Source organism: Capillimicrobium parvum (assembly GCF_021172045.1).
Classification (GTDB): domain Bacteria; phylum Actinomycetota; class Thermoleophilia; order Solirubrobacterales; family Solirubrobacteraceae; genus Capillimicrobium; species Capillimicrobium parvum.
This window is the reverse complement of record NZ_CP087164.1, coordinates 2445897-2469964: the sequence shown is the minus strand read 5'-3', so window position 1 is coordinate 2469964 and position 24068 is coordinate 2445897. Positions and strand designations below refer to the sequence as shown.

The following is a 24068-nucleotide window of genomic DNA, read 5'->3' as shown; positions in this document are numbered from 1 at the left end:
GACCGGTCAGGTCGCGAGCACGTCGAGCCCGTGGGCCAGCGCCGGCGAGCCCAGCACGTAGTCCTGCTCCGTGGCGTTCAGCAGGCGCCGTTCGCGGATGAACGGCAGCGGCGTCGCGGGATCATCCGTGTCGATCTCCCGGGCCAGCCGATGCCCGGAGAACGTGGCCTGCGCCACCATGCCCGGCTGCCAGGCGTCTCCGATCAGGTGTACGGCGGCGATACCGGCCTCCTCGACCGCGCCGGCGTCCGCGCGCAGCTCCTCGTAGAGCTCGCTGCGCGAGACGCGCTGCGTGACGAGGACGACGGTGTCGCACTCGACCGTGCCCTCCTCGCCCGACCACACATGCACGATCGAGGCCTGCGCCGGCGTGACCGCCGTGACGAGCGTCTGCGTCACGATCCGGACGCCGAGCTCCACGAGCCGCTGGTACTGGCGCTGCTCCTCGAGCGTGTAGCGCATGTACGGGCCCATCGAGTCGAAGTGCGTGACCAGCGTGACGGACGCCCCGCGGCCGGCCAGCAGCTCGGCCATCGTGGCGCCCATGTGGTAGCCGTCGTGGTCGACCACGACGACGCGCTCGCCGTGCGCCTTGCTCTCCAGCGCGATCTGCTCCGGCGTGCAGACGTGCGACAGGCTGGCGTCCGCGCCGTCGATCCGGGCGTGCATCGCCCCGTTCATCCCATCGCGGGCCCACTCGGCGCCCGTCGCCACGATCACGATCTCGGCGCCGTAGTCCAGCACGTCGGACGCCGAGAGCCGGGTCCGGGGCACGAACTGGACGTTCTTGAGGTTGTCGATCTGCGTCCGGCGGTACTGCGTCACGCGACTCCACGTGCCCAGGCCGGGCAGGCGCGTCAGCCAGTTCAGGTGGCCGCCGGGCTCGGGCTGCTCGTCGACGACGTGGACCCGGCGCATCCCGCGCTTGCCGAGCACCATCGCGCACTCCAGGCCGGCGGGCCCGGCGCCGACGACCAGCACGTCGTTCTGCGCGTTCGCCGCGGTCGTGAAGCGCTCGGGATGCCAGCCGCGGCGGTACTCCTCGCCCGACGTCGGGTTCTGCGTGCACCAGATCGGCGGGCCGCCCATCTCCCAGCGCGACACGCACACGTTGCACGCGATGCACTCGCGGATGTCGTCGGGCCGGCCCTCCTCGATCTTGCTCGGCAGGAACGGGTCGGCGATCGACGGCCGCGCGGCGCCGATGATGTCGCACTGGCCGGAGGTGATCGCCTCGACCATCACGTCCGGGTCGGTGAACCGCCCGACGTTCACGCAGGGCTTCGTCGTGACGGTCTTCGCGATGCGCGTGTACTGCGCCTCGTGGTTCATCGCGAAGAACCGCGACGAGCCCGCGTCCTCGCCCCAGTTGAGCGTGCCGATGTTCAGGTCCCAGTAGTCGACGAGGTGGTCGAGCGCCGCGATGAACTGGACGCCCTCGCCGTCGTAGCGGATGCCCTGCTCGCCGTAGCCGTACGGCTCGTCGAGCGTGTCGATGACGAACCGGCACCCGATCCCACAGTCGTCGATCGCCTCGCGGATGTCCTCGAGGACCTCGCGCGTGAACCGGATGCGGTTCTCGAACGACCCGCCGTACTCGTCCGTGCGCTTGTTGTAGAAGGGATAGAGGAAGTAGATCGGGAAGGCGCCGAGGCCGACGAACAGCGTGAGCAGGTCGAAGCCGGCCGCGCGGGCGCGCAACGCCCCGGCCACGTGCTCGCGCCGCAGCCGGCGGATCTCCTCGCGGTCCAGCGCCCGGCCGTTGGCCATGTAGTTGAACTCGTGCGGGATCTGCGACACGACCCGGCCGGGCGCGCGGCTCTCGGAGTTCGCCGCCATCCCGCCCGCGGCGCACATCTCGACTCCGGCGAGCGCGCCGTGGTCGTGGATGCGCTCGGTCATCAGCGAGAGGTTGCGCACGTCGCCGTCGTCCCAGAGCTTGGCGCCGACGAGCGGCATGACGTCGCTGTCGGGCGTGATGGTGCACGCCTCGGTGAAGACGGCGCTCCAGCCGCCCTCGGCCTTCATGGCCCGGAACTCGGCCTGCATGCCCGGCCGCTCGGAGCCAGCGCCGTTGCAGTGCGGCACCTGCCAGAAGCGGTTGCGCAGGGTCTTCGGCCCGACCTGGACGGGCTCGAAGAGGACGTCGTACTTCGGGTCGCGCGCCATCGTCGCCTCCTAGCTGCGAACGCGCTTGCGCTCGGGGTCGTAGACCGGGATCGAGACGACCTCGCCGGGGATCTCGTCGCCGTCGACGGCGGCCCGGACGCTCGTGCCCGGGGCCGCGTGCGCCTCGTCGACCCGCGCCAGGGCGAGCGTCTTGCCGCCGAGGTACGGGGACGGCATCGACATCGTGACCGCGCCGATCGCCTCGCCCCCGGCGGACTGCAGCGGCGCGCCGGTCGCCCCGTCCTCGCCGCGCTCCAGGACGACCCCCACGAGGCGCTGCCGGCGCTCGTCGCGCAGGCGCAGCACCGCGTCGCGGCCGCGGAAGTCGCCCTTCTCGAGGTCGACCGCCCATCCGAGGCCGCACTCCCACGGCGAGGTCCGGGTGTCGTACTCGAACTCGCCCATGACCATCCCGGCCTCGATGCGGACCATCATGATCGCGGCGCCCCCGACGGGCCGGATGCCGAACTCGGCGCCCGCCTCCATCAGGGCGTCGAAGACGTCGAGCGCCGCGTCGGCGGGGACCATGAGCTCGTAGCCCAGCTCGGCGGTGTAGCCCATCCGGGCGACGTACGCGTCCTTCACTCCGGCGACGGGGATGCCGTCCTTGATCGTGTAGTACGGGAACGCCGCGTTGGACACGTCGGCGTCGGTGAGGCGGGCGAGGACGTCGCGGCTGCGCGGCCCCTGGATGTTCAGGTGGGCGAGCTCGGAGCGGCGCTCGGTCGCGGTCAGCCCGACGCTCTCGGCGTACGGCACGATCTCCGGCGGCATGAGCGGGCTGCCCGCCACGCGCAGGCGATCGTCGCCGCGCACGGCCACGGTCGAGTCGTCGCGCATCAGACCGTCCTCGCCGAGGACGGGGCCGTATGCGATGCGCCCGGTGGCGACCTTGGCGAGATCGCGGGCGAACGCCCGGTTCAGGAGCTCCTTCGCGTTCGGACCCTCGACGTCGACCTTCAGCAGCGGCGAGAAGTCGAGGATGCCGACGCCCTCGCGCACCGCGCGGTACTCGAGCTCGACGTCCTCGGCCACGACGGGCTGGGCCATCCCGTAGACGTCCATGACCTCGGCGTCGCCGCGCACGATGCGCTCGTGCACGGGGCTGTGCAGCAGCTGGTCCTCCTGGCCGGTCCCTGACACGGCGCTCCTCCTCGTTCGGGCCGGGCGACCGTATGCGCGCCGGCCAAGCTTGTCAAGTGGATAGTTCGTGTGCCGCGGCCATCGGCGGCGGCGATTCCGGCGGAGCCACCGCCTCTTCCAGCAGCTCGGTGATCTCGCGCAGCGTGATCCGGTCCGCGTGGCCCGACGTCTTGATCGCGTCCTCGTACATCGGACGTCCTTGGGGCAGCTGACGACGAAGTGGTCGAGCTCGCCGAGCCCCACCGCCTCGCGGATCCGGTTCTCCGACGGGCGCTCGGTGCCCGGCGGGTCGGTCATCCAGATGCGCCCGCCGCCGGCGCCGCAGCAGAAGCTGTTGTCGCGGTTGCGCGGCATCTCGACCAGGTCGCAGCCGATGCGCTCCAGCAGCGCCCGCGGGGCGTCGTAGCCGCCGTTGTGGCGGCCGAGGTAGCACGGGTCGTGGTAGGTGACGCGGAGGTCCAGCGGGCGCACCGGCGAGAGCCGGCCCTCCTCGACCAGCTCGAGCAGGAACGCCGTGTGGTGGGTGACCGTCCACGTCGCGCCGAGCTGCGGGTACTCGTTGCGCAGCGTGTTGAGCGAATGCGGATCGCTCGTGACGATCCGGTTGAACTCGCAGCCGGAGAGCGCCGCGATGTTCGTCTGCGCCAGCGCCTCGAAGAGCCCCTCCTCGCCGACGCGCCGGACGTCGTTGCCGGCGTTCTGCTCGCCGTCGTAGAGGATGCCGAAGTCCACCCCCGCCGCGTGCATCAGACGCGCCACCGACCTGGTCACCTGTTGGGAGCGCGGGTCGAAGGAGGCGTAGTCGCCGACGAACCACAGCACGTCGACGGGCTCCTTGCGCGCGTCCTGGACCTCGAAGTCCAGCTCGCGCGTCCAGCGCCCCCGCTTGCGCTTGCTCTCGCCGAACGAGTTGCCGGACTTCTGGATGGTCTGCAGCGTCTTCTGCAGGGCCGGCTGCATCCGTCCCTCCTCGACGAGCCGGCGGCGCATCTGGTTGATCATCGGCGCCTGCTCGATGCCGACCGGGCAGATCTCCACGCACGCGTTGCACTGCATGCACGACCACAGCGTGTCCTCGCGCACGTGCTCGTCGCCGATCACCGGCACGTCCATGCCGCCGTGGTTGGCCAGCTCGCGCAGGTCGAGCACGACGTCGCGCGGCGACAGCGGCCGGCCCGTCGCATTGGCCGGGCACGCGACGTGGCACTTGCCGCACTTGGTGCACGCGTCGAGCTGCAGCAGGTGCTCGGTGAAGAAGTCCGCCAGCACGCCGTAGCCCGCCGGCTCGTGCTCGAGCTCGGGCGGGATCGGGCGCAGCCGCCGGCCGGCCAGCGGGTCGCGCAGCACGAGGCTCGCGAAGCTCGTGAGCATGTGGGCCGCCTTCGTGTACGGGATCGACGCGACGAAGACGATCGCCACGAGGCCGTGCGACCACCAGATCACGTGCCGCAGCGTGCCGAGCACGCCGTCGGAGAGCCCGAGGACGCCGATCGCCTGCGCGCTGAGCCAGCCGACGGGCGAGAACGCGTCGTGGCCCGGCTCGTCCATCGCGATGCGCACGCCCTCGAGCAGGTAGCCGGTCAGCACCAGATAGAGCAGCGCGCCGACGAACAGCCAGTCGCCGATCCGGTACGCGCGCCGGTCCTGGTCCGGGTCGCCCGGCTCGCGGTCGGGCCGCCGGTAGTCCAGCTGCGGCGGGCGGCGCGCCCGGCGGACCATCATCATCACCAGCCCGGCCAGCAGCGCCACCCCGAGCACGTCGAGCACGATCGAGTAGCCGAGGTAGAAGTCGCCCTCGAAGAAGCGCCAGCCGAAGAACCGCTCCGTCACGTCGGTGTTGATGGCCAGCACGACCGTCCCCGCGAAGAGCGTGAGGAAGCCGTAGAACATGAGGCGGTGCGCCGAGCCGACGTACGGGTCGCGCCGCTTGATCGACGCGTGCGCGAACACCGTGCGGCACGCCGCCGCGATCCGCGCCGGCAGCTCGCGCACCGGCGGCAGGTTCCCGGGCCGCCCCCGCCGGTACTTCACGACCGGCCGCGCCACGCCGCACGCGAACACCGCGACCGAGGCGACCGAGGCGACCGAGGCGACCGCGAGGACGTACCAGAGCACCTCGGCCCAGGCGGGCATGTGCCAGAAGACCTCGCGGGTGGGCGGCGCTGCGGCGGTCACGGCCGGCTCGGGGTCAGAGCGCCTCGAGGGCGTCGGCGAGGTCGTGCACGTCGGCGACGGCGCCGTAGTGCGCGACGCCGAAGATGGGGGCATCGGCGTCCGTGGTGACCGCGATGATCATCTCGGCGTCGCGGATGCCGGCCAGGTGCTGCACCGCCCCGGAGATGCCCAGCGCGAGGTACACCTTCGGCTTGACCGTGCGCCCGGACTGGCCGACCTGGCGCGCGCTGTCGATCCAGCCCGCGTCGACCAGCGGCCGCGACGCGCTCAGGGTCGCCCCGAGCCGCTCGGCGAGATGCTCGAAGCGCTCGATCTCGTCCTGCTCGCCGATGCCCCGGCCGATCGACAGCAGGAACTCGCTCTTGGTGATGTCGACCCCCGAGGTGTCGGCCTCGCGGAACCCGAGATGGGCGGTCGGGCCCGAGGCGTCGTCGAGCTCCAGGACCTCCACGGCCGGCGCCGAGCCAGACCGCGCGGCGGCCGGATACGCGCCGGCGCGCACCATCAGCACCGCCGGCCGGTCGTCGAACGCGAGCTCCGCGACGAGGCGGTCGCCGTAGGCGCCGCGCCGCGCGGACAGCGCGCCGTCGGCCCACGCCGCCGACAGGACGTTGGAGGCGAACCCGAGCCCGCCGGCCGCCGCGACCGCGGGCGCGAACCCCGCCCCGTCGACCGTGTGGCCGGCCAGCACCACGAGCGGCGCGCGCTGCTGGACCACGCGCTCGACCGCCCGCTGGGTCACGTGGGGCTCGAAGCCCTCCGCGTCGGCGGGCGCCGCCAGCGCGGCGTCCACGCCCTCGACCGCCAGCGACTCCGCCAGCGCCTGCGCCTCGCGGCCGACGACGAGCACCGCCACCGGCCCCGCCCCGGCGGCCTTCAGCTCCAGCGCCAGGCCGATCAGCTCGAACGTGACGTCGCGCACCTCGCCGCGCCGGTGCTCGGCGACCACCACCACGCCGCTCATGCCGGCGCCCCGATCCGCTCGCGCACGATCTCGACGATCGCCGCCGCCACGTCGTCGGCGTCGCCCTCGAGCATCTGCGCCCGGCCGGTCGCCTGCGGCGGCGACAGCGCCGTCACCCGAGCGCCCCGCGCCGCGTCCAACGCCGTCGCATCCAGGCCGAGGTCCTCCGCCGACACGACCTCGCGCGGCTTGTCCGCCGCCTGCTTGATCGCGCGCAACGTCGCGTAGCGCGGCTCGTTGGCGCCCGTCTGGACCGTCACCAGCGCCGGCGCGGGCAGCTCGAGCTCCTCCACCAGCCCGCCTTCCAGCTCCCGGTCGACGCAGCCGCCGCGCCGCCGTGTCGAAGTCGATCCGCCGCGCCACGGCGACATGCGGCAGTCCGGCGTACGCCGCGAGCGCGACGCCGGTCGCCTGGCCGGCGGCGTCGGAGGACTGCACCCCGCACAGGACGAGGTCGGCGGACTCCCGCTCGACGACGGCGGCCAGTGCACGAGCGACGATCAAGGGGTCGTCGGCAGACAGGTCGACCCGGACCGCGCGATCGGCGCCGCGCGCCAGGCAGTCGACGAGCGCCTCGTCGGCCTCCTCGTCGCCCACCGTCACGACGACCACCTCAGCCTCGCCCTCGGCCTCCTTGATCTGCACGGCCGCCTCGACGGAGAACGCGTCCCACTCGTTGAGCTCGCGCTCGACGAAGTCCGGATCGACCTCGGCCGCACCCGGCTCGAGCTCGAACTCGTCGTCCAGCGCGGCGACCTGCTTGACCGCCACCACCACCCGCAGCATCAGCGCTCCTCCGCTCGCTCGTCCCGCCCGCGGCGGGAGGGATGCCGAGTGTCGCGACGGAGGCGAAAGTTGTCAAGTGGATAGTTTTCGATCTGCCGTGAGGGCCGCGACGAGGCGGTCGCGCAGATCAGCGGGCATGCGCATGACGATCGGGGCGCCATCCTCCGGTGCCGGAGCCGCCATCGCGGCGAAGGCGCGGCGCAGGACCTCGACGGCGCGCCACAGGAGCGCCTCGGGGTCGCTGCCCTCGTCGGTGGTCCACGTGTCCAGCACGTCGTTGACCGCCGCGACGACGCCCGCCGCGATCACGCGCGCCCGCAGCGTGACGTCGGCCGCCGGCGGCATCTCAGCAGCGAGGTAGCCGGCGATCGCGTCCTCGTACTGCTGGTCGACGACGCGCTCGAAGTCCCGCAGCGACGGGTTCGCCCGCACGACGGCGATGCGGGCCCGGTACAGGTCTGTCTCGTCGAAGTACTCGCGCGCGGTGGACTGGGTGACCTCGAGCACCGCGTCCAGCGGCGACGACGCCCCGCGGCGCGCGGCCAGGAGCTCGCGCAGCTCCTGGATGCGCTCCTCGTGGTCGGGGAACGCCGCCGCCTCCTTCGTGGCGAAGTGCCGGAAGAACGTGCGCGGCGAGACGCCCGCCTCGGCGGCGATCTCCTCGACCGTCGTGCCCTCGAGCCCCCGCGCCGCGAACAGCCGGATCGCGGCGGCGGCGAGCGCGTAGCGCCGGTCGTGCAGCGCGCTCACGCGCGGGCGAGCTCCTGGACCGCCGGCCGCTCCCGGATGAACGGCAGCGGGACCGACGGATCCTCGGAGTCGATCTCGCGCGCCAGCCGGTGCCCGCCGAAGACCGCCTGCGCGATCGTGCTCGGCGTGTGGGCGTCCCCGATCAGGAACAGGCCATGGATGCCGGCGCCGTCGAGGTCACCGGGCCGTTCGGCGAGCTCGTCGTAGATCGCGCACGCCGAGGTGCGCAGGCAGGCGAGCACCAGCGTGTCGGCCTCCACGACCGACTCGGCACCGCTCCAGATGTGGACCGCCGGCGCACGCCGGCCGTCGAAGCCCTGGATGACGGTCTGGGGCACGATCTCCACCCCGAGCTCGACCAGGCGCTGGTACTGGCGCTGCTCCTCGAGCGTGTAGCGCATGTACGGCGCGAGCGTGTCCGACGGCGCGACGTAGGTCACCGCGCTGCCGCCCATGGCCACCTTCTCGGCGATCGACGCGCCCATGAAGTACCCGTCGGTGTCGTAGACGAGGACGCGCTCACCGGCGGTGGCCCCGCGGGCCATGATGTCCTCGGGCGTCAGGACGCTGCCGTCCGGCGCGCCCTGGAGGTCGAGCCGTCCGAGATTGGTCGTGCCGTCGCCGAGCCACTGGGAGCCGGTCGCGATCACCACGTACTCGGCACCGTAGTCGAGCACGTCGGCGGCCGACAGGGTCGTGCCCGGGACGAACGTCACGTTGGCGAGCTTGGCGAGCTGGGTCTGCCGGTACGTGACGACCCGGCGCCACTGCCCCAGGCCCGGCAGCCGCGTCAGCCACTGCAGGTGGCCGCCCATCTCCCGGTCGGCGTCCACGAGATGGATGCGGCGCATCCCGCGCCGCGCGAGCGTCATGGCGCACTCCATCCCGGCCGGCCCCGCGCCGACGACGAGCACGTCGTTGTCGGCGTTGGCCGCCTCGGGCACCCGCTCCGGGTGCCAGCCGCGCCGGAACTCCTCGCCGCTCGTCGGGTTCTGCGTGCACACGATCGGCGGGCCGCCCTGCTCCCACTTCGACACGCACATGTTGCAGCCGATGCACTCGCGGATGTCGTCGATGCGCCCCTCCTCGATCTTCCGGGGCAGGAAAGGATCGGCGATGCTGGGTCGCGCCGCGCCGATGATGTCGCACTGCCCGGAGGTGATCGCCGCGACCATGACGTCCGGGTCCGTGAACCGGCCGACGTTGACGCACGGCTTCTGCGACACCGCCTTGCCGGACCGGGTGTAGGGCGCCTCGTGGTTCGACTCGAAGAAGCGCGACGGCCCGGCGTCCTCGCCCCAGTTCAGCGTCCCGATGTTCAGGTCCCAGTAGTCGACGAGGTCGTCGAGCGCCTCGATGAAGTCGCGCCCCTCGCCGTCGTGGCGCACGCCGCAGGCGCCGAGCCCGAACGGCTCGTCGAGGGTGTCGATCGAGAACCGGATGCCGATCGCGCAGTCGTCGATGACCCCCCGGACCTCCTCGAGCACCTCGCGCGTGAAGCGGATCCGGTTCTCGAACGAGCCGCCGTACTCGTCGGTGCGCTGGTTGTAGAACGGATAGAGGAAGTACACGGGCATGTTGCCGAGCCCGGCGAAGAACGTCAGCAGGTCGAACCCGGCCCGGCGCGCGCGCAGGAACCCCTCGACGTGCTCCCGGCGCATCTGGCGGATCTCGGCGCGCGACATGGCCCGGCAGCTCGTCATGGGGATGATGTCGTTGGGCACCTGGCTGACCCCGCGAGCCGGGGTGCGCGACTCCTGGTTGGCCGCCGCTCCGCCGGTGTGCAGGAGCTCGACGCCGGCCAGCGACCCGTGGGCGTGCACCGCGTCGCACATCGCGCCGAGGGCGCGCACGTCGTCGTCGTCCCACAGCTTGGCGCTGACGAGCGGCATGACGTCGCCGTCGGCGGTGATCGTGCACATCTCCGTGAAGACCGCGCCCCAGCCGCCCTCCGCCTTGGTCCCGCGGAACGTCGCCTGCATCCCCGGCTTCTCGGATCCCGCGCCGTTGCAGTGCGGGACCTGCCAGAAGCGGTTGCGCAGCGTCTTCGGCCCGATCCGGATGGGCTCGAACAGCACGTCGTACTTCGGATCTCGGGCCAAGACAGGACCTCTCGCTCAGGGGACTCGGGACGCCGTCGCCGCACCGGCGACGGCGGACACGGCGAAGGCGGCCAGGCGCTCGATCGCCGCCTGGGCCTCGGGCACGCGCGCGGCCCACATGGGCCAGACGTGCACGCCGTGCGGCCAGATCTCGAGGGTCGCGAAGCCGCCGGCGCGCCCGAGGCGCTCGACGAGCGAGACGGACTCCGCGAGCAAGGCCTCGCCCGCTCCGACCTGGACGAGGACGGGCGGCAGGCCGGCCAGGTCGGCGAACAGCTGGGACGCCGCCGGGTCCTCAGCGCTCGCGCCGGCCAGGTAGGACGCCGCGAGGTAGTCCATCGAGTCCTTCGTCACGAACGGATCGCGGGCCGCGTTCGTCTCGTACGACCACCCGGCCTGCGTGAGGTCGACCCACGGCGAGATGGCCGCGATCGCCGCGGGCAGGGGCAGGCCCGTGTCGCGCGCGCGCAGCGCAGCGCCGAGGACGAGGTTCGCGCCACAGGAGTCGCCGGCGAGCACGACGGTCGCCGGATCGACGCCCGACTCGAGCAGCCAGCGGCACGCGGCGACCGTGTCGTCGAGCGCCGCGGGAAACGGGTGCTCCGGCGCCAGCCGGTAGTCGACGCCGAGGACGCGGCCGCCGGCGGCCCGGGCGATGCGCGACATCATGTCGCGGTTGTGCCACGGCGAGCCGATCGCGAAGGCGCCGCCGTGGCAGTAGAGGATCGTGCACGCGTCGCTGGGGCCGGCCGACGTCCACACGCACGGCACGCCGTCCGCGTCGACCTCCTCCCACGTCGCGTCGGGCGCCGCGTCGAGCGCCGCGCAGATCCGGTTCCACGAGGCGTGCTCCTCCTCGATGGTCTCCGGCACCGGAAGCGCGGCGAGCTCGGCCGCGAGCTCGCGCAGCTCGCGGCTCGGGTGCGCCGCGATCACGCGCAGCACCCTCCGTCGCTCGTCGCGTCGACGCCGCACGCGGCGTCGCCGTGGCACTCGCTCGGCGGGACGTCGAGCGCGGGGTTGCGGTCGAAGAACCCGGTCGGCTTCAGGCTGAAGCCCATCCGGGCGACCGGCATCACCGGCCAGTCCTCGGGCCGGACGAGGTGGTGGTGGCCCAGGACGTACCAGACGACGATGTCGCGGTCGACGATGCCGCGGTCGGCCTCCGTCCAGGCCGGCAGCCCGTCGCCACCCGGATGCTGGTTGGGGAACTCGCCGCCGGGATAGCGCTCGTCCTCGTCGAACGGCGTCACCCACAGGTGGTTCCACATGTAGCCGGCGCGCCCGTGGAGCGAGGAGCCCTCGCGGGCGAACGGCAGGCAGTTCTCCCCCGCGACCAGCTTGTACGCGGGGCGCCCGCCGAGCCCGTTCTTCGTCCGGGTGCTCTCGATGAGCCAGCCCCGGGCGGTGTCCTGGTTGACGCGCCGGCGCGCCTCGGTCTCGGTCGCGAACGTGCGCTTGACCGGGTGGAACGCGTTGCCGTACGGGTTCTCCTCGGGATCCTCGACCGCCACCGTCTCCACCTCGGTGACCTGGTTGCGGTCGCCGTCCACGCTCGGGTCGAGGCGGATGCAGAAGAAGTGCTGGTGGTGCGGGGCGTACAGGTTCGGCCCCAGCTCGGTGCCGTACTTCGTCGTCTCGCCGTCGTGCAGCGCGCCGGTCTGCACGATCCCGGTCGCCTTGACCTCGAGCTCGATCGTGCCGTCCTGGTACAGGTACCAATAGAAGCCGTACTCGTAGTTGCCGATCGTCGAGATGAACGAGATGACGAGCCGGCGCGAGCGCCGCACCTCGGTCTTGTCGGTGCGCAGGTCCCAGTGCTTCCAGAGGATGCCCGCGTCCTCCTCGTGCAGGCAGATCGCGTTGTTCTTCGGCTCGAGCTCGCCCGACGTGTCGATGCACGTCGTGTCGAAGTAGTGGATCTCGCCGAGGCAGTCGCAGCCCAGCTCGAGGCTGTTGGCCTGCAGGCCAAGGCCGTACTCGCCCGCGTCGAACGCGTTCTTGCGGCGCTGGATGTACGCCACGTCGCCGTAGGGCACGGTCATCTCGGCGACCGACGCGCGGAACAGCACCGGCCGGACCGTTCCGTCGTCGTCGTAGGAGACCTCGTGCAGGGTGAGGCCCTCGCGCTGGTTGAAGCCGACCCGGAAGCTCCACTTCTGCCACCGCACCTGCCAGCCCTCGACGCTGAAGCTCGGGCCCTCGGGCTGGACGATGTCCAGCGGCTTGAGATCCGTCCGCCACCGATCCTGGAAGTGCGCGGCGTAGTTCGAGCTCTCCGACGGGACCGGCCGCACCTCCTCGTCCTCGACCTTGATGATCTCCTCGCCGTAGAGGTCGTAGACGACGGAGAGGCCGTCGATCGGGTGCGCGTACGCGTTGTCGTCGGCGTGGTTGCGCATGTTGAACAGGCCGCGCGCGATGCGCCGGTCGTTCTCCTCGGGCTCGCCGAAGTTGCCGGACGACCACGGGTCGACGTTGACGAGGTTGCGCTGCTGGAGGTCCAGGCCGCGGCGGCGCAGCGCCTCCTGGACGCGGCCGTCGAACTTCGCCTCGACCTCGACCTCGACGAACTCGTCGGTGACGATCGGCGGCTGGTGACCCTCGATCTCGCGCCAGGACGTGACCTTGGCCTTCGTGAGGTTCAGCATGACGCGCCAGGACGTCCGTCCCGGGACGTCGATGAGCACGACCTCGGCGCGCCGGTCGAGATCGCGCGCGCGCCGCGGCCCGTGCAGCTGGTCGCGCGTGGGCTCGACGAGCATCAGCATCGAGAAGCGCATGCCGTAGGCGAAGCGCTTGTGCTCGCGGACCAGGCGCACCGCGAGCTGCGTCTCGGACGGCGACAGCGGATCGAGCGGATGGGCGTGGCGCTCCAGGTGCTCCCGGCGCCGTTCGTGGGCGGCCAGTAGGCGCTCGCGCTTGGCCTTCTTGAGCGTCTGACGGGTGGTCGCGCGCGGCGCCGCCGCTCCGGGTGCGGACGGCGCGGTGGTCGGCTGGTGGCCGGCGACCGGCGATCCGCCGTTGGTGTGCTGGTCGGAGCTGATCGTGGTGTCGGACATCGGTGGCCTCAGTAGGCGATGCACACGGACTTCGTCTCCGTGTAGTGGTCGATGGCGGCGCGGCCGTGCTCACGGCCGATGCCTGACTGCTTGAAGCCCCCGAACGGCATGTTGGCGTCGAGCACGCCATGGGTGTTGACCCAGACCGTGCCGGCCCGGATCCGGGGGATGAGCTCGAGGACGCGGCTCAGGTTCTGGCTCCAGATGCTGGCGGCCAACCCGTACTCCGTGTCGTTGGCCTTCTCGACGAGGTCGTCGAGGTCGCGGTAGGGCATCGCGACGAGCACCGGCCCGAAGATCTCCTCGCGCACGACCCGCATGTCGTGGCTCGTGTTGGCGAGGATCGTCGGCTCGACGAAGTAGCCGTCGCCCTCGATCACTCCCCCGCCGAGGACGACCTCGGCGCCGTCGGCCCGCCCTGACTCGATGTACTCGAGGATGCGGTCGCGCTGCACCTGCGAGACGACCGGCCCCAGCTGGACGTTGGGGTCGAACGGCGAGCCGACCTTCAGGAAGTCCGCGTAGTAGGCGACCTTCTCGACGATCTCGTCGAAACGCCGCGCGGGCGCGTACAGGCGCGACCCGGCGACGCACTGCTGGCCGGAGTTGAAGAACAGCCCGCCGAGCATCGCCGGGCCGATGAACTCGGGGTCGATGTCGTCGAGCACGAGCACCGGGGACTTGCCGCCGAGCTCGAGCGACACCCGCGTCATGTTCTTCATCGCCTCGACGCCGATGCGCTTGCCGACGGCGGTCGAGCCGGTGAAGGCGATCTTGTCGATGCCCTTGTGCTTGACGAGCGCCGCCCCGGTCGGCTCGCCGTGGCCCGTGACCACGTTGACGACGCCCGGCGGGAAGCCGGCCTCCTCGACGAGCGCGGCGAACTTCAGCGCGGTCAGCGGGGTCTGCTCCGCGGGCTTGAGCACGGCCGTGCAGCCGGTGGCCAGAGCGGGCGCGACCTTCCACACCGCCATGAGGTGCGGGAAGTTCCACGGGACGATGCACGCCACCACCCCGACGGGCTCGGGGCGCGTGAACGCGTGGTAGCCGACCCCCTCGGTCATGCGAGGGGACAGCTGCAGGGTCGAGCCCTCGAGCTTCGTCGCCCACCCGGCCATGTAGCGCAGGTAGTCCGCGGCCATCTCGACCTCGACGGTCTCGGCGACCGCGAGCAGCTTGCCCTGGTTGAGCGTCTCGAGCGCGGCGATCTCCTCGCCGTGCTCCTCGACGAGGTCCGCGAGGCGCAGGATCAGGGCCTGGCGCTCGTGCGGCAGCAGGCGCGACCAGGGACCGTCGAGCGCGGCACGGGCGGCGCCCACGGCCGCATCGACGTCCGCCCGATCCGCTTCCGGGACCGTCGCGATGACCCGCGCCGTCGTCGGGTCGACGACCTCGAACGTCTTGCCGGACCTCGCCTCGACCCATTCGCCGCCGATGAGCATCTTGCGCGCGGGCTCGGCCAGCAGACGGTCGACGACGGGCGGGGGCTTGACGGACGACAGGACGGGCACGGGGCTCTCTCCCAAGGCGTGGGCCAGCGACCATTTGACAGTAACTGACTTGAAGATGACAGTCAATGCCGTTAGCGTCGTGGGCGTGAGCCCGTCCGGACCCCGCCGATGACCGCGGCGTACTACAGCGAGCACCTCGAGACGATGTCCGCCGGCGAGGTGGACGACCTCCAGTCCCGCCTGCTGCAACGCCACCTCCCCGCGCTCGTCGCGCGGTCGCCGTTCTACGCCCGCAAGCTGGCCGAGGCGGGCTGCGACGCCCGGTCGATCCGGCGCCCGCGCGACCTGCGCAACCTGCCGTTCACCGACAAGGCGGAGCTGCGCGAGAGCCAGCTCGCGGCTCCGCCGCTCGGCGAGTACGCCGGCGTGCCGATGCGCGACGTCGTCCGCGTCCACGCCTCCAGCGGGACCACCGGGCGGCCCAGCTACGTCGGGGTCACCGCCGCCGACGCCGACGCCTGGGCCGACATCGCCGCGCGCGTGTACTGGTGCGAGGGGATGCGCCCGGACGACGTCGTCCTGCATGCGTTCGGCCTGGGGTTCTTCGTCGGCGGCCTGCCGCTCGCCGAGGCGGTGCAGCGCATCGGGGCGACGTTCATCCCGCTCGGCACCGGAGCGACCGACCGGCTCCTGTCCTCCGCCGCCGACCTCGGCGGCACGATCCTGTCGTGCACGCCGTCCTACGCCCGCTACCTCGCCGAGCACATGCGCGACGAGCTCGGGCGCGACCCGCGCACGCTCGGCGTGCGCCGGGTGCTCGTCGGCGCCGAGCCGGGCGGCGCGATCCCGGCGGTGCGCGACCGCATCGCCGACGACTTCGGGGCCGAGGTGCGCGAGAGCGTCGGCAACGCGGACGTGTTCCCGATGTACGCGGCGACGTGCGACGCACTGGACGGCAACCACCTGCTGGCCCCCGAGCGGCTGATCGCCGAGATCGTGGACCCCGAGTCCGGAGACGTGCTCGAGTGGGAGGACGGCGCCGAGGGCGAGCTGGTGGCCACGCACCTCGACCGCGAGTGCGTCTCGCTCGTGCGCTTCCGGACCCGCGACCGCGTCGTCGTGCGTACGACCCCGTGCCCGTGCGGCCGCACGGCGCCGCGGATCACCTGCGTCGGCCGCACCGACGACCTCCTGATCGTCAACGGGGTCAACGTCTGGCCGTCGGCGATCAGCGACGTCGTGTCGTCGGTTCCGCGGACGACGGGGGCGATCGAGATCGTCGTGCCGGGTCCGCTGCCGAAGGTCGATCCGCCGGTCTGCGTCCGCGTGGAGCACGCCGCCGAGCCCGGCGACCTCGAGACGCTGTGCGCGACGCTCGAGGGACGCATCCGCGACAAGCTCGTCGTCCGCGCGAAGGTCGAGCTGCTGCCACCGGGAACGCTGCCGCGCAGCCAGGCCAAGACGCGGCTGGTCCGCGTCCTCGAGCCGGCCGAGGCCGGGCAATGAGGTTCGAGCGCTGCCACATCCCGGTCGGCGCCGCATGGTCGTCGCCGTTCGCGCGCTGGCAGGGCCCGCTGGCGCCGTTCTCGAGCCTCGACGTCGCCGTGGCGGTGACCGCGCGGGCGATGCGCGAGCGGGCGATCGAGCCGGGCGACCTGAGCTGCTTCGTGCTGGGCATGACGATCCCGCAGATGGGCAGCTTCTACGCCGCGCCGACCGTGGCCAGCCGGATCGGCGCGCCGCATCTCGGCGGGCCGACGATCGCCCAGGCGTGCGCGACGTCCGTCGCGGCCCTGTGCGCCGCCGCCGCGACCGTCGAGTCGGACGGAGGCCTCGCGCTGACCGTGCTCACCGACCGCACGAGCAACGGCCCGCACGTCGTGTACCCCGGGGTCGGCGGGGCCGGTGGACGGGTGGACCGCGAGGACCTGCCGCTCGACAGCTTCGCCGCGGATCCGCTGACGGGCGAGGCGATGATCGCGACCGCGGAGGCGGTCGCGGCGGAGGGCGGCTTCCCGCGCGAGGCGCTCGACGAGGTCGCCGCGCTGCGCTACGAGCAGTACGGCCGCGCGCTCGCGGACGACCGCGCGTTCCAGCGCCGCTACATGGTGGCCGTCGAGCTCGAGGACGCCCGCGGGCGGCCCGCCGTCAGCGTCGACGCCGACGTCGGCGTTCGCGCCACCACCCACGACGACCTGCGCGCGCTGCGGCCGTCGCGGCCCGGCGGCGTGGTCACCGGCGGCACGCAGACCCATCCGGCCGACGGCACCGCCGGGCTGCTGGTCACCACCGCCGAGCGGGCGAAGGAACTCGGGCGCGACGGCGCCGTGGCGCGACTCGTGTCGTCCGGGACCGCGCGCACCGAGCCGGCGCGCATGCCCAAGGCGCCCGCGCCCGCGGCGCGGGCGGCGCTCGACGCCGCGGGCCTCGGCCCCGGCGACCTCGATCTCGTCACCACGCACAACCCGTTCGCCGTCAACGACCTGTGGCTCGAACGCGAGCTCGGCATCGCCCAGGAGCGCATCAACCCGTTCGGGTCGAGCCTGGTCTACGGGCATCCGCAGGCGCCGACCGGCGCCCGCGCGATCGTCGAGCTCATCGAGGCGCTCGCGCTGCGCGGCGGGGGCACCGGCCTCTTCACCGGGTGCGCCGCCGGGGACACCGGCGCCGCCGTCGTCGTCCGCGTGGACGGCTGACCGGCGCGGTCAGTCGCCCCGGGCGCCGCGCAGGGCCTCGACGATCGCCCCGCGCAGGGCGCTGCTGGCGGGCACGACGACGATCAGGTCCTCCGCGGGCGCCCCGTCAGAGGCGGGAGCGCTCGAGCGATCGTCCGGGAAGGCGGCCCGCAGCTGCGCGAACGTGCGCTCGAGCAGCTGCGCACCGTCGACCTCGTCCTGGTTCGCCCAGACCTCGAGCGTGTGGTTGACGCCGGCCACGATCGCGGCCGCGACGAGGCGGGCGACGATGGGCGCCGCATCGCCGGTCAACTCGCCGGCCAGGTGCTCGTCGAGCGCGACCTCGTACTCGCGGTCCATCAGCCGCTCGTAGTCGCGCAGCGCGGGCACCTCCTTGACCAGGTGGTACCGCGGGCGATACAGGCCGTACGCGCTGAAGTACTCGAGCGCGAGCCCCTGGCTGACCTCGCACGCGGCGGCGATCGGCTCGGGCGACGAGCGGCGCGCCCCGAGGCGCCGGCGCAGCTCCGCGATGCGCGCCTCGTGGTCGGGGAACGCCGCCGCCTCCTTCGTCGCGAAGTAGCGGAAGAACGTGCGCGGCGAGATCCCCGCCGCCGCCGCGATGTCGTCGACGGTCGTCGCGTCGAGCCCGCGCTCTTCGAACAGGCGGATGGCTTCCGCGGCGATGGCGAAGCGCCGCTCGGACTGGCCGCGGCCCGGCGATGGGGCGTCGAGGTTCGTCAACGCCCGCATCGTACGGACCCGCCGTGGGGGCTCAGCCGAGCCCCCACGCCTTGCGGTAGATCGCCGCGTAATCGACCGGCCCCTTCCCCGGCACGTACCCGTCGAGGTTGTGCTCCTTGTCGACGAGCCGGATGCCGATGCCGGTCTGGGTCGTCGGCTTCTCGCCGGCGAAGAGCCGGATCACCGCATCGACGGCCGCGTACCCCTCCCACTCGGACACGAAGTCGAAGCACGCGCCCTCGATCCCGCTCTTGAGCAGCGGCATCACCGACGCGTCGCACTCCCACCCGATCGCGGGCGGCTTGTGCTGGGAGCTGCGGATGCCGGCGCCGACGCCGCCCGTGATGGTCGAGTCCGCGCCGGCCGACACGGAGTCGGTCTCGGGGTGCTGCACGAGGGCCTGCTGCGTCTTCTGCTGGAGCTTCGGGCCGTAGTCCGCGCCGGTGAACTCCACCGTGTCGACGATCTCGCAGGTGGAGCAGGCCTTCATCGCCTCCGTGAAGGCGTCGGCGAGGGTCAGCAGCGTGCGCACGTCCGTCTCGCGGAAGTGCACGACCTTGCTCTCCCCCTTGCCGTGCGCGATGGCCCACGCGGCCTGGTAGCCGCCGAGCGTCGTGAGGAACTGCGTCAGGTCGCCCTGCTCGTAGGTCACCACCCACGTGAAGAGCGACGGCGCGCCGGGCTTGACGACGTCGCAGTCGAACGACTCGATCCCGACCACGGGGATCTTCGCCGCCCTGGCCTCCTGCAGGCCGACCTGGATCGTCGGGCAGTCGGTGCCGTAGTTGATGATCGCGTCCGCCTTGGCCTCCACGGCGGCGCGCATGCCGGCGAGCTGCTGGTTGGGCTGGAGCTTGCCGTCCCACACGCGCGTCTTCCAGCCGAGGTCCTTCGAGATGGACTCGATCGTCGAGACGACCTTCGCGATCGCCGGGACGCTCTGGCCCACGGACACGATCCACACCGTCTTGCCGGTCGCCGGCTTGGGCGCGGTGGTGGGCGGCGAGCCGAACTGGCCCTTCGGACCCGAGATCTTGGCCAGCTCCGCCTGCGCCTGCTGGAGCGCGGAGGCGGCGGGGCCGCCCGCGTCCGTGGTGGATGCGGTCGTCCCGGCGGGCGCAGCCGTCGATCCCGACGTCGTCGTCGAGGAGTCAGAGCCGCCGCACCCGGCGACGACCAGAGCCGCGGCAGACAGCGCCACGGCGACGCCGGTGACCCGCCGGCGGCGCGCGGCGGCTCCGCCGCCCAGCGATGCGAACACGGTCTCCTCCTGATGTCGTCCCGGCGGCCCCTCGCCGCCGGCACCGTTCGTGACACTAACCGCCATCGGAATGACAGTCAATGCCCCGCTGACGCCGTTCGGTGACTTGCGTTCGGTGCCCAGGCGCACGACGTCCTCGAGCGCCGGGCAGCGCGCGCACTTGACATCTGTCTAGTCCGCGGCGACAGTAGCCGCCGCATGAGCGAGCGCCGGACATGAGCCCGTCCTCGGCGCTGCGCGAGCGGGTCGACCCGGAGGCGCTCGTGGCCCTCGACGACTTCCTACGGCGGACGGGCCCGGGCGGCCTGGGCGCGATCGCGGACCTCGCTGCCCGTCGCGAGCGGGCCGACGAGGTGCTGCGCTCGCTGGTGGCCGAGCACCCGCCCTCGGATGCCGTCGTCGCCCACGATCGCGACGCGCCCGGGCCTCAGGGCGAGCCCGCGGTGCCGGTCCGGATCTACCGGCCCCGGGCGGCGCAGGGAGCGCGGCCCGGCCTGCTGTTCATCCACGGCGGCGGCATGATCATGGGCAGCCTCGACTCCGAGGACCTCCTCGCGCGCGAGCTGACGGACGCGCTCGGCTGCACCACGGTCTCGGTGGGCTACCGGCTCGCCCCCGAGCACCCGCATCCGGCGCCGGTCGAGGACTGCTATGCGGCGCTGCGCTGGACGGCGGACAACGCGGAGGAGGTGGGTGTCGACCGCGACCGGATCGCGCTGTTCGGGCCCAGCGGCGGCGGTGGCCTCGCGGCCGGCACCGCGCTCATCGCTCGCGACCGCGGCGGCCCACCGCTCGTCCTGCAGGCGCTGATCTATCCCATGCTCGACGACCGCAACGACCGGCCCTCGTCCCACGAGATCCGGGACCTCGGCATCTGGGACCGGGCGGCGAACGAGGAGGCCTGGCGCATGCTGCTCGGCGATCGCCGCGGACGCGACGACGTGCCGCCCTACGCCGCGCCGTCGCGCGCCACGGACCTGGCGGACCTCCCGCCCACCTACCTCGACGTCGGCGAGCTCGACCTGTTCCGCGACGAGGACATCGACTACGCCGCACGGCTGATGCGGGCCGGCGTGCCGACCGAGCTGCACGTCGACCCGGGCGCCTACCACGCCGCCGAGCTGCTCGCCCCCGAGTCGGCACTGGGCGCGCGGATCATCGGCCGCCGGCTCGACGCGCTGCGCCGCGCATTCTCGGAGAGCGCCCGCTGACATGCACGCCGCCGCCTTCACCGAGTACGGCGCGCCCGGCGTCCTGCGCTGGCAGGAGGTTCCGGACCCGCCGTGCGGGCCGGACGACGTCGTCGTCGAGACCGTCACGTGCGGCCTCAACCACGTCGACCTCGACTGCCGCGCCGGCACCGCGCCGTGGGAGCTCGCCCTGCCGCACGTCCTCGGCGCCGAGTTCGCGGGCACGATCGTCGAGGTCGGGGCCGCCGTGCGCGGCTGGGAGATCGGCCGGCCGGTGACGGCGCACCAGCAGTTCGCCTGCGGCACCTGCGCCGACTGCGCTCGCTGGCGGCCCGACCTGTGCCCCCATCTCGAGCTCGTCGGCTACCACCGCTGGGGCGGCTACGGCGCGTACGTCCGCGTGCCGGCCAAGGCGCTCATCGCGCTCGACTCGATCGACCAGGCGGACGTCGCCGCGTCGGCGCAGTGCGTGCTGAGCGTCGCGTGGAACATGGTCACGCGGCTGGCCCGCGTCACCGCGGGCGAGACCGTGCTCGTGCCCTCGGCGTCGGGCGGCGTCGCCGGGGCGCTGGTCCAGGTCGCCAAGCTGGCCGGCGCGCGCGTGATCGCCACCACGTCATCGGCGGAGAAGGCCCCGCACATCGAGGCGCTCGGCGCGGACGACGTGATCGTGTACGGCGACACCCCCGTCGCGGAGGCGGTCGCCGAGCTGACCGGCGGCGCCGGCGCCGACGCCGTCCTCGACACGGTCGGTGGGCCGATGATCAACGACCATCTCGCCTCGCTGCGGCCCGACGGGCGCCTGGCGATCTGCGGGGCGCACGCGGGCGAGACCGCGGCCGTGGACCTCCTGTCGGTCTTCGTGCGCGGCTCGCGGATCCTCGGCTTTCGCATCTGCACGCCGGACGACGAGCGCACCGCCCTGCGGCTCGCGCTGACCGGCCAGGTGACCATCCCGATCGCCGCCCGCTTCCCGATCGAGCGCGCGGCGGACGCCCACGCGTACCTCGGCGAGCGGCGCCACGTGGGCAAGGTGATCCTTGAGCATCCGACGCGCGCTCCCAAGACTTGACATTTGTCTAGTCGCCTGGTCAGCTACGGCGCCAACGGCGGCTCGTCAGGGCCGTGAGTCGTCGAGGGGAGCTGCATGGAGATCGTCGGGTACGGGGACAGGCTGAGCGTCGCGCGCGGCGAGCGGATCCGGTTCATGGTCAGCACGCCGCACCCGCAGTACGAAGCGACGCTGGTGCGTCCGTCGCACTCGCCGCAGCTGCGCCGCGATCTCGACGCGCCGCTGAACGGAACCCATGCGGGGCGTGAGCAGGCGCTGCCGAAGGGGTCGTATGTGCGCTTCCCCCGGCCCGTCCCCCGCCCGGCGGAGTTCCGCCTCGAGGCCTGGATCTGCCCCACCGCGCCGGACGCCGGCGAGCAGGGCCTCATGACCTGGGGCACCGCCGACGGCCTCTTCGTGAACGCCGAGGGAGCCGTCGAGCTGCGCGTCGGCGGCAGCCGCGTGACGACCGGCGTGCCCCTACGTCGGGGCGAGTGGTACCGCGTCGCCGGCGAGCTCACCGACGGCCGCGCCACGGTGTCCCAGACCCCGCGGCGCTGGTCCGGCGACGCGCGCGCCTCCGCGCCGTGCGATCCGGCGGAGGTCGCCGAGCCGTTGCGCATCGGCGACGGCTTCGACGGCAAGATCGACGCGCCGCGCATCGACGGCGTCGCGTCATGGGACTTCGCGATCGGCATCGGCTCGACCCGCGTGACCGACGTCGGGCCGAACCTGCACCACGGCGAGACGGTGAACATGCCGATGCGCGGCGTGACCGGCTGGAACTGGACCGGGCGCAGCGACGACTTCAGGCAGACGCCGGGCGAGTACGGCGCGATCCACTTCCACCGCGACGACATGGACGACGCGTGCTGGGAGCCCGACTTCGACCTGGAGGTCCCGCACGACCTGCCGAGCGGCCTGTACGCCATCCGGCTGCGGGCCGGTGGCGCCGAGGACCACATCCCGTTCTTCGTCCGTCCCGCGCGCGGGCGTCCCACGGCGCGCATCGCCTTCCTCGCCCCCACGTTCAGCTACCTCGCGTACTCGTGCGAGCACTCGGGGACCGAGACCTCGCCCTCGATCTCGCCGGAGGAGCGCGAGCGCATGAACGCGCTGCTCGCGCCGGAGGACCTCTACTCCAAGCGCCATGAGCTGCTGAGCGCGTACGACCACCACTCCGACGGCACCGGCAACTGCTTCGTCAGCCGCCTGCGGCCGATCCCGAACATGCGGCCGTACTACATCTCCCCGCCGATCCAGGCCGCTCACCAGCTCGGCGCGGACCTGCACGTCCTCGACTGGCTGAGCACCTTCGGCGAGCCGTTCGACGTGATCACCGACGAGGACCTGCACCACGAGGGCCTCGAGCTGCTCGAGCCGTACCGCGTGATCCTCACCGGCACGCACCCGGAGTACTGGAGCGAGCAGATGCTCGACGCGACCGAGGCGTACCTCGACGGCGGGGGCCGCTTCATGTACCTCGGCGGCAACGGCATGTACTGGGTCACCTCGGTGCATCCGGAGCGGCCGCACGTGCTCGAGATCCGGCGGACCTACGCCGGCACGCGCGCGTGGCAGTCGGCCCCCGGCGAGTGCCACCAGGCGTGCACCGGCGAGCCGAGCGGCCTCTGGCGCTTTCGCGGCAGGGCGCCCCAGAGGCTCTTCCTCGTCGGGATGGCCGCCCACGGCTACGACGTCGCGCTGGGCTACGAGCGGCTCCCGGCCAGCCACGACCCGGAGGTCGCGTGGATCTTCGACGGGGTCGAGGGCGAGCGCTTCGGCGACTTCGGCGCGATCATGGGCGGCGCCGCGGGCTTCGAGATCGACCGCGTCGACGACGAGCTGGGCACGCCGCCGCACGCGGTCCTCCTGGCCACCGCGCGCGGCTTCTCGGACAGCTACCAGGCCGTCGTCGAGGACACGCTCATGCAGGACAGCCTGTCCGGCGGCACGGTCAACGCCAACGTCCACGCGGACGTCGTCTACGCCGAGCACCCGAACGGGGCCGCCGTCTTCGCCACCGGATCGGTGACGTGGGGCGGCAGCCTGACGCACAACGGCGGCGACAACGACGTCGCGCGCATCACCGGCAACGTCCTGCGGCGCTTCGCCGGCGGCTGAGGACAGGACAGGAGAACGCGGTGTCAGCGACAGAGGCCCCCGGCCTGCGCAAGCTCAACCGGTCGATCGCCGCCTTCGAGCGGTGGGCCCCGGACGTCCCGCGCCCGGAGGACGTGATCGCCGGCGAGGTCGACATGCAGATCAGCGTCTTCTGGCGCTCGGCCGACGGGCGCAACGCCACCGGGATGTGGACGTGCCAGCCGATGACGATCCACCTCGACCAGCCGTTCCAGGAGACCCTGCTGCTCGTCGAGGGCCACGTGTCCTACACGCCTGAGGCGGGCGAGCCGATCCACCTGCACCCCGGCGACGCGATCGTCATGGAGCGGGGTGCGAAGGCGATCTTCCAGGTGCACGAGCCGGCGCTCACGTTCTGGTCGATCGACGAGACCGAGCCGATCGCGTTCTGATCGATGGGCCG

Annotated in this window: 17 protein-coding genes and 1 pseudogene; 6 read left to right on the top strand and 12 right to left on the bottom strand. The window is 72.7% G+C overall.

What is annotated here, in order from left to right; genetic code table 11:
• Positions 1-6 precede the first annotated feature (6 nt).
• The 10 genes and pseudogenes from DSM104329_RS12150 to DSM104329_RS12105 all read right to left on the bottom strand — a co-directional run bounded on the left by DSM104329_RS12150 (position 7) and on the right by DSM104329_RS12105 (position 14593).
• Complete coding sequence (locus tag DSM104329_RS12150; RefSeq protein WP_259315710.1) at positions 7-2169, bottom strand: oxidoreductase; 2163 nt, start codon at positions 2167-2169, stop codon at positions 7-9.
• A 9-nt stretch (positions 2170-2178) separates the two neighbouring features.
• The gene (locus DSM104329_RS12145; protein ID WP_259315709.1) at positions 2179-5487 is read right to left on the bottom strand and encodes a heterodisulfide reductase-related iron-sulfur binding cluster; all 3309 of its coding nucleotides are present in this window, start codon (positions 5485-5487) and stop codon (positions 2179-2181) included.
• A gap of 13 nt (positions 5488-5500) precedes the next feature.
• Entirely contained in the window at positions 5501-6451 is a 951-nt protein-coding gene (locus DSM104329_RS12140) for an electron transfer flavoprotein subunit alpha/FixB family protein (protein ID WP_259315708.1), read from the bottom strand.
• The gene (locus DSM104329_RS12135; protein ID WP_259315707.1) at positions 6448-6744 is read right to left on the bottom strand and encodes a hypothetical protein; all 297 of its coding nucleotides are present in this window, start codon (positions 6742-6744) and stop codon (positions 6448-6450) included. Before DSM104329_RS12135 ends, DSM104329_RS12140 begins: the two co-directional genes overlap by 4 nt.
• An 88-nt stretch (positions 6745-6832) precedes the next feature.
• Positions 6833-7237, bottom strand: a pseudogene (locus tag DSM104329_RS29070) (electron transfer flavoprotein subunit beta/FixA family protein); the annotation flags it as partial.
• 72 nt (positions 7238-7309) lie between these two features.
• Positions 7310-7987, bottom strand: a complete 678-nt coding sequence (locus DSM104329_RS12125; protein ID WP_259315705.1) for a TetR/AcrR family transcriptional regulator — start codon at positions 7985-7987, stop codon at positions 7310-7312.
• The gene (locus DSM104329_RS12120; protein WP_259315704.1) at positions 7984-10089 is read right to left on the bottom strand and encodes an oxidoreductase; all 2106 of its coding nucleotides are present in this window, start codon (positions 10087-10089) and stop codon (positions 7984-7986) included. Before DSM104329_RS12120 ends, DSM104329_RS12125 begins: the two co-directional genes overlap by 4 nt.
• A gap of 15 nt (positions 10090-10104) precedes the next feature.
• Entirely contained in the window at positions 10105-11034 is a 930-nt protein-coding gene (locus DSM104329_RS12115) for an alpha/beta hydrolase (RefSeq protein ID WP_259315703.1), read from the bottom strand.
• Complete coding sequence (locus DSM104329_RS12110; RefSeq protein WP_259315702.1) at positions 11022-13151, bottom strand: primary-amine oxidase; 2130 nt, start codon at positions 13149-13151, stop codon at positions 11022-11024. The genes DSM104329_RS12115 and DSM104329_RS12110 overlap by 13 nt, the downstream gene beginning before the upstream one ends.
• Before the next feature lie 8 nt (positions 13152-13159).
• The gene (locus tag DSM104329_RS12105; RefSeq protein ID WP_407655907.1) at positions 13160-14593 is read right to left on the bottom strand and encodes an aldehyde dehydrogenase family protein; all 1434 of its coding nucleotides are present in this window, start codon (positions 14591-14593) and stop codon (positions 13160-13162) included.
• Between the two features lie 177 nt (positions 14594-14770).
• On the opposite strand from DSM104329_RS12105, the gene DSM104329_RS12100 reads away from it, so the two are divergent.
• Both DSM104329_RS12100 and DSM104329_RS12095 read left to right on the top strand, forming a co-directional pair.
• Positions 14771-16108: a phenylacetate--CoA ligase family protein gene (locus DSM104329_RS12100; RefSeq protein WP_259315700.1), complete on the top strand. Its 1338-nt coding sequence runs from the start codon at positions 14771-14773 to the stop codon at positions 16106-16108.
• A complete protein-coding gene (locus DSM104329_RS12095; protein ID WP_259315699.1) occupies positions 16105-17298 on the top strand; it encodes a thiolase family protein in 1194 nt (397 codons plus the stop codon). Before DSM104329_RS12100 ends, DSM104329_RS12095 begins: the two co-directional genes overlap by 4 nt.
• Positions 17299-17307: 9 nt before the next feature.
• Here the strand turns inward: DSM104329_RS12095 and DSM104329_RS12090 are convergent, their stop codons facing one another.
• Complete coding sequence (locus DSM104329_RS12090) at positions 17308-18021, bottom strand: TetR family transcriptional regulator (RefSeq protein ID WP_259315698.1); 714 nt, start codon at positions 18019-18021, stop codon at positions 17308-17310.
• Positions 18022-18052: 31 nt separating this feature from the next.
• Positions 18053-19282 (bottom strand): sugar ABC transporter substrate-binding protein, encoded by a 1230-nt coding sequence (locus DSM104329_RS12085; RefSeq protein WP_259315697.1) that lies wholly within the window; start codon positions 19280-19282, stop codon positions 18053-18055.
• Positions 19283-19497: 215 nt separating this feature from the next.
• On the opposite strand from DSM104329_RS12085, the gene DSM104329_RS12080 reads away from it, so the two are divergent.
• The 4 genes from DSM104329_RS12080 to DSM104329_RS12065 all read left to right on the top strand — a co-directional run bounded on the left by DSM104329_RS12080 (position 19498) and on the right by DSM104329_RS12065 (position 24057).
• Positions 19498-20493: an alpha/beta hydrolase gene (locus DSM104329_RS12080; RefSeq protein WP_259315696.1), complete on the top strand. Its 996-nt coding sequence runs from the start codon at positions 19498-19500 to the stop codon at positions 20491-20493.
• A gap of 1 nt (position 20494) precedes the next feature.
• Positions 20495-21544, top strand: coding sequence for a quinone oxidoreductase family protein (locus DSM104329_RS12075; protein ID WP_259315695.1), 1050 nt, complete (start codon positions 20495-20497; stop codon positions 21542-21544).
• A 75-nt stretch (positions 21545-21619) separates the two neighbouring features.
• The gene (locus tag DSM104329_RS12070; protein ID WP_259315694.1) at positions 21620-23647 is read left to right on the top strand and encodes a LamG domain-containing protein; all 2028 of its coding nucleotides are present in this window, start codon (positions 21620-21622) and stop codon (positions 23645-23647) included.
• A gap of 20 nt (positions 23648-23667) precedes the next feature.
• Positions 23668-24057, top strand: coding sequence for a cupin domain-containing protein (locus DSM104329_RS12065; RefSeq protein ID WP_259315693.1), 390 nt, complete (start codon positions 23668-23670; stop codon positions 24055-24057).
• Positions 24058-24068 lie beyond the last annotated feature (11 nt).

Bases quoted from the DNA above. Each gene is read 5' to 3' on its own strand.
- DSM104329_RS12150 (WP_259315710.1), bottom strand. From the start codon at position 2,169: ATGGCGCGCGACCCGAAGTACGACGTCCTCTTCGAGCCCGTCCAGGTC.
- DSM104329_RS12140 (WP_259315708.1), bottom strand. From the start codon at position 6,451: ATGAGCGGCGTGGTGGTGGTCGCCGAGCACCGGCGCGGCGAGGTGCGC.
- DSM104329_RS12110 (WP_259315702.1), bottom strand. From the start codon at position 13,151: ATGTCCGACACCACGATCAGCTCCGACCAGCACACCAACGGCGGATCG.
- DSM104329_RS12105 (WP_407655907.1), bottom strand. From the start codon at position 14,593: ATGCTCATCGGCGGCGAATGGGTCGAGGCGAGGTCCGGCAAGACGTTC.
- DSM104329_RS12100 (WP_259315700.1), top strand. From the start codon at position 14,771: ATGACCGCGGCGTACTACAGCGAGCACCTCGAGACGATGTCCGCCGGC.
- DSM104329_RS12095 (WP_259315699.1), top strand. From the start codon at position 16,105: ATGAGGTTCGAGCGCTGCCACATCCCGGTCGGCGCCGCATGGTCGTCG.
- DSM104329_RS12080 (WP_259315696.1), top strand. From the start codon at position 19,498: ATGAGCCCGTCCTCGGCGCTGCGCGAGCGGGTCGACCCGGAGGCGCTC.
- DSM104329_RS12075 (WP_259315695.1), top strand. From the start codon at position 20,495: ATGCACGCCGCCGCCTTCACCGAGTACGGCGCGCCCGGCGTCCTGCGC.
- DSM104329_RS12070 (WP_259315694.1), top strand. From the start codon at position 21,620: ATGGAGATCGTCGGGTACGGGGACAGGCTGAGCGTCGCGCGCGGCGAG.